Source organism: Streptomyces longispororuber, assembly GCF_024448165.1.
Taxonomy (GTDB): Bacteria; Actinomycetota; Actinomycetes; order Streptomycetales; family Streptomycetaceae; genus Streptomyces; species Streptomyces longispororuber_A.
Genome location: NZ_JAMOLN010000367.1, coordinates 1 through 4,987, shown reverse-complemented (window position 1 = coordinate 4,987; position 4,987 = coordinate 1). Strand labels below are relative to the sequence as shown.

At 73.6% G+C, this 4,987-nt stretch carries 5 protein-coding genes and 1 tRNA gene; 4 read left to right on the top strand and 2 right to left on the bottom strand.

Annotated elements, in window-relative coordinates:
* The coding region (locus M4J07_RS46715) for a cation-translocating P-type ATPase (RefSeq protein ID WP_255983290.1) at positions 1–2,397 on the bottom strand (2,397 nt) is incomplete at its 3' end.
* Positions 2,390–2,731, bottom strand: coding sequence for an ArsR/SmtB family transcription factor (locus M4J07_RS46710; RefSeq protein ID WP_255983289.1), 342 nt, complete (start codon positions 2,729–2,731; stop codon positions 2,390–2,392). The genes M4J07_RS46710 and M4J07_RS46715, both read right to left, overlap by 8 nt.
* A gap of 80 nt (positions 2,732–2,811) precedes the next feature.
* Between M4J07_RS46710 and M4J07_RS46705 the strand changes: the two genes are divergently transcribed.
* The 4 genes from M4J07_RS46705 to M4J07_RS46690 form a co-directional block, all read left to right on the top strand.
* Positions 2,812–3,267: a tellurite resistance TerB family protein gene (locus M4J07_RS46705; protein ID WP_255983288.1), complete on the top strand. Its 456-nt coding sequence runs from the start codon at positions 2,812–2,814 to the stop codon at positions 3,265–3,267.
* 85 nt (positions 3,268–3,352) lie between these two features.
* The gene (locus M4J07_RS46700) at positions 3,353–4,591 is read left to right on the top strand and encodes an alginate lyase family protein (protein WP_255983286.1); all 1,239 of its coding nucleotides are present in this window, start codon (positions 3,353–3,355) and stop codon (positions 4,589–4,591) included.
* A 47-nt stretch (positions 4,592–4,638) separates the two neighbouring features.
* A tRNA-Met gene (locus M4J07_RS46695) sits at positions 4,639–4,712 on the top strand.
* Between the two features lie 88 nt (positions 4,713–4,800).
* Positions 4,801–4,987: hypothetical protein (locus M4J07_RS46690; RefSeq protein ID WP_255983284.1), on the top strand; the 187-nt coding region annotated here is incomplete at its 3' end.

Sequence of the window (4,987 nt, the reverse complement as noted above, 5' to 3'; positions counted from 1 at the left end):
CCACACCGGCCGGGCCCGGTTGCGCGTCGAGCGCAGGAGCAGCATGACCAGCGCCTGGGTGAGGAGGTTCTCCGTGAACCAGCCCGCGTGGAACGCGTCGGGCGAGGAGAGGCCGGGACCGGCCAGGACGAGGATGCCGAACGTCGCCAGGTCCGCCGCGGCGTTCAGCAGCCCGAACCCCGTGATGACGCGCAGGAACGCCCGGGGCCGCAGCGCCGTCGGGCGGGACAGGACGCGCGCGTCAGGACGGTCGTACGCCAGGGAGAGCTGCGCCGCGTCGAAGCACAGGTTCTGGACGAGGACCTGCGCCGGAAGCATCGGCAGGAACGGAAGCAGCAGCCCGGCGGAGAGCATCGCGATGACGTTGCCGAGGTTGGACGACAAGGTGATCCGCAGGTAGGACGCGGTGGTGGCGTTGGCGTGCCGGCCCGCCGTGACGGCGTGCGCCATCGCGTCGAGCCCGTCGCCCGCCGAACCGGCGAGCACCAGGTCCGCCGACTCCCGGGTGACCGGCGCCGCCTCCCGCGCGCACACCCCGACGTCCGCGGCGTGCAGCGCGGGCACGTCGTTGACCCCGTCGCCGAGGAAGCCGACCGTCGAGCCGGTGCGCAGGGCGCGGACGACCCGGGCCTTGTGGGCCGGGGTGCAGGACGCGAACACCGTGGTGGCGCGGGCGAGGCCGGCCAGCTCGGCGTCGGTGAGCGCGTCGAGGTCGGCGGGCGTGCGGACGACGCCCGGGTCGAGGCCCAGGTCGCGGCAGGCGCGCGCCGCCGTCCCCGGATGGTCGCCGGTGACGACCTTGACCATGACGCCCCGGTCGGCGAGCGCGCGCAGCGCCCCCGCGGCGGTGGGCGCGAGCGTGTCCGTGAAGGCGACGAGGCCGACGAAGGCGAGGCCGCGCTCGTCCGCCGTCGTCCACGGGCGGCGCCGCGCGGCCCGCTCGGCCGTGGCGACCGCGAGGACGCGCAGCCCCTCGCTGGTCAGGGCGGCGGCGCGGGCGGTGAGGCGGGAGCGTTCGGCGGGGTCGAGCGCGCACCGGTCGAGGACGTCGTCCACGGCGCCCTTCACGGCGAGCGTGTGCGTACCGAGGACCGTCCCCGGTTCCCGTACGACGGCGGTGGCGAGGCGGCGTACCGGATCGAAGGGGAGCGCGCAGATCCCGTCGTACGCCTCCCAGGAGTCGGGGTCCGTCGCCGCGAGCAGCGCCTCGTCGAGCGGGTCGGGCGTCGGGAGCTCCGCCGTCTGCAGCGTCCACCAGGCCGCCACGCCCGCCCAGCGCAGCGCGTCCGGGTCGGAGCGGTCGGCGTCGACGGCCGGGCGGTCCTCGGTCAGCGTGCCGGTCTTGTCGACGCACAGGACGTCGGCGGCGCCGATGTCGTGCAGCGCGGGCAGCCGTCGCACGATCACGCCGTGGTCCCGGGCGAGGTGTGCGGAGCCGCGGGCGAGCGCCGTCGTGACGATCACCGGGAGCATCTCCGGGGTGAGCCCGACGGCGACCGCCACCGCGAACGGCAGCGTCTCCAGGCCGCGGTCGCGCAGCGCCGCGTTCGCCATCAGGACCAGCGGCGGCGTCAGCAGCATGAAGCGGACCAGGGTCCAGGAGATGCCGTGCACCGAGCGGTCGAAGGCGCTCGCGCCGCGCCGCCGCCCGGCCGTGTCGAGGGCCGCCGCGAACCGGGTGTCCGCGCCCGTCGCCACGACCACCGCCGTGGCGCTGCCCGCGGCGACGCTGCTGCCCTGGAAGCAGAGGTGCCGGTCGTCGGCCGCGCCGTCCGGCAGATCGGCCGACCGCTTCGGCACCGGCACCGACTCCCCGGTCAGCGCCGCCTGGTGCACCGTGAGGCCGTGTGCGCGCAGCAGGCGTACGTCGGCGGGGACCGGGTCGCCGGGGCCGAGGCGCACGACGTCGCCGGGCACCAGGTCGGACACCGGCAGCTCGCGGTCGGCGGGCGGCTCGTCCCGGCCCGGTCTGCGCACCACCGTGGCGGTCGTCGCGACCAGTTCGCGCAGCGCGGCGACGGACCGCTCGGCCCGGTGCTCGCCGCCCGCCCGCAGCGCGCAGCTGACCGCCACCAGGACGAGGATGACGGTCGCGGTGCCCCAGGACGCGACCGCGGCGGAGACGAGCCCGAGGCAGAGCAGGACCGCGGTGAACGGGTCGCGCAGGCCGCGGACCAGCCGCCGGGCGAGGGAGTCGGGGCGGGTGCCGGGCAGCGTGTGCTCGCCGTACCGGGCGAGCCGCCGCGCCGCCTCGTCCTCGGTCAGGCCGCGCGGCCCGCTGTCGAGGGAGCGCAGCACCTGGAGGGTGCTGGGGGCTTCGGCGACGGACCGGGGGAGGCCCTGACGGGACCGGCCGGGCGGGTCCGCGGTGCCGGCCGCCGCCGAGGAGTCAGGCACCGAACCGGCGGGCGCGCGGGGCCGGCGCGGCCGCCCGCTCGGTCAGCTGGCCGATCATCAGCCGCACCACGGCGACGACGCCGGGGTCGTCGACGTAGTACACCTGCCTGCGGCCCTCGCGCCGGGACCGGACGAGACCGGCCAGCTTCAGCTTGGTGAGGTGCTGGCTCACGGCGGGCAGCGCCCCGCCGACCCGCTCCGCGAGGCCGGTGACATCGCTCTCGCCCTGCGCCAGGGCCCACACGATGTGCAGCCGGGCGGGCGAGGCGAGCAGCCCGAACGCGGCGGCGGCCTCGGCGAGCACGTCGCCGGGCGGATCGTCGAAGGTCGGCATCCCGCAAGTCTAGGGCGGAACTTCCGGGCCCTTCCGCTAGTTTCTACACCGCTGTAGAAACAATCTCTGGAGGATCGCTCATGGCCCTGTGGGACCGCATCAAGGAGTCCGCGTCGACGATGCAGACGCAGCTCGTGGCGAAGAAGAACGACCTGAAGTCCGGAGCCTTCCGGGACGCGTCGATGGCGATGTGCGCCCTGGTCGCGGCCGCCGACGGCACGATCGACCCGGCCGAGCGGCGCCGTGTCGCCCAGCTGATCACCTCGAACGAGGTGCTGCAGAACTTCCCGGCGGCCGACCTGCAGCGCCGCTTCGACGAGAACCTGGACAAGCTGACGGCCGACTTCGACTTCGGCAAGGTCAGCGTGCTCCAGGAGGTCGCCAAGGCGAAGAAGAAGGAGGCCGAGGCGCGCGCCGTCGTGCAGATCGGCATCGTCATCGGCGGCGCCGACGGCGACTTCGACGCGACCGAGCGGGGCGTCGTCCGCGAGGCCTGCCAGATGCTCGGCCTGCCGCCGCACGAGTTCGACCTCTGACCCCTGCTGTCCCGACCGGCGCAACAGATCCTGCGCCGGTCGCCCGCAGGGGTCAGGCTGCCAGTGACCGAACCGGAGGTATGGCATGGCAGCGGCAATGGGCCCGTGGCAGCGGCGTGTTCTTCTCGGGGCCCTCGCGCCCGTCCTCGTGATCGCCGCCACGGCGTGCGGATCGTCCTCCGGGCAGGACGCCACCTCCGGCGCCCAGGCCCGCCCCGAACCGCGTCCCTCCGGGGCACCCTTCGCGCACCCGGGCGTCCTGGTCGGCAAGGCGCAGCTCGCCGCCGTCCGGAACCACGTCGCCCACAAGGACGAGCCGTGGCTGTCGGCGTACAAGGAGATGAGCGGCAGCAAGTACGCCGACCTCGACTACAGGGCGAAGCCGTACGACGTGGTGGTGTGCCCGCCCGACACCCGCCCCGGGCAGGGCTGCGTCGAGGAGCGCGAGGACGCCATCGCCGCCTACACGCAGGCACTGCTCTGGAACATCACCGGCGAGAAGGCCCACGCCGACAAGGCCGTGCAGATCATGGACGCCTGGTCGGACGTGGTGACGAAGCACACCGAGGGCAACGCGGGACTGCAGACCGCCTGGGCCGGCACCTCCTGGGCGAAGGCCGCCGAGCTGATGCAGTACACGTACGACGGCTGGCCGGACGGCGAGGAGCTGAAGTTCCAGCGGATGCTGCGCACCGTGTACCTGCCCGAGGTGCAGTCCGGCTCCGCCGACTTCAACGGCAACTGGGACCTCGTGATGGCCGACGCCACCATGAACATGGCCGTCTACCTCAACGACCAGGCCGCCTTCGACAAGGCCGTCCACCACTTCCGCACCCGCGTCCCCGCCTACTTCTACCTCTCGTCCGACGGCCCGCTGCCCGTGAAGCCGGAGGGCAGCGACATCGACACCCCGGCCAAGCTGCAGACGTACTGGTTCGGGCAGAAGACCTTCAAGGACGGCCTCTCCCAGGAGACCTGCCGCAACTTCAAGCACGCCAGCTACTCCCTCGCCGCCACCTCGCACATCGCCGAGACCGCCTGGCACCAGGGACTCGACCTGTACGGCGAGGTGAAGGACCGGCTCGCCGCCGCGCTGGAGTTCCACTCGAAGTACCAGCTGGGCGCCGCCGCCCCGGGCTGGCTGTGCGGCGGCAAGGTCCAGCGGGACATGGGACCCGACACGGAGGTGGGCCTCAGCCACCTGCAGGGCCGCCTGAAGATGGCCCTCCCGGAGACCGAGAAGCTCACCAGGAAGCAGCGCCCGGAAGGTACCGACGACCTGTTCGTGGCGTGGGAGACGCTCACCCACGCACGGTCCGCCTGAACGGATTCGCCTCACTGCTCCCGATGGCGTACTGTTGGGTTCACCGACGCGGGGTGGAGCAGCTCGGTAGCTCGCTGGGCTCATAACCCAGAGGTCGCAGGTTCAAATCCTGTCCCCGCTACTGAAGGCCGAGGCCGGAATCTCTTGGGATTCCGGCCTCGGTTTGTTTTTGCCGATGACCGGTCACGCGTCGTAGTCTCGTCCGCACCATGAGTGACGTGAGGCGGTGCGGGGTGAGCAGGCGGGGGGCGGCCCTCGCGCTGCTGCTCGCCCTGTGCGCCCTGTTCCTCTCCGGCACCTGCCACGACGGATTCGCCGCAGGACCCGCCGCCGTCGTCCACCACGACCACCACTGCGCCCCCGCCGACCCGCACGTCGCCGCCGCGCAGCCCGCCG

Coding starts and splice junctions, on each gene's coding strand:
- M4J07_RS46710 (WP_255983289.1), bottom strand. CDS start 2,731: ATGCCGACCTTCGACGATCCGCCCGGCGACGTGCTCGCCGAGGCCGCC.
- M4J07_RS46700 (WP_255983286.1), top strand. CDS start 3,353: ATGGCAGCGGCAATGGGCCCGTGGCAGCGGCGTGTTCTTCTCGGGGCC.
- M4J07_RS46705 (WP_255983288.1), top strand. CDS start 2,812: ATGGCCCTGTGGGACCGCATCAAGGAGTCCGCGTCGACGATGCAGACG.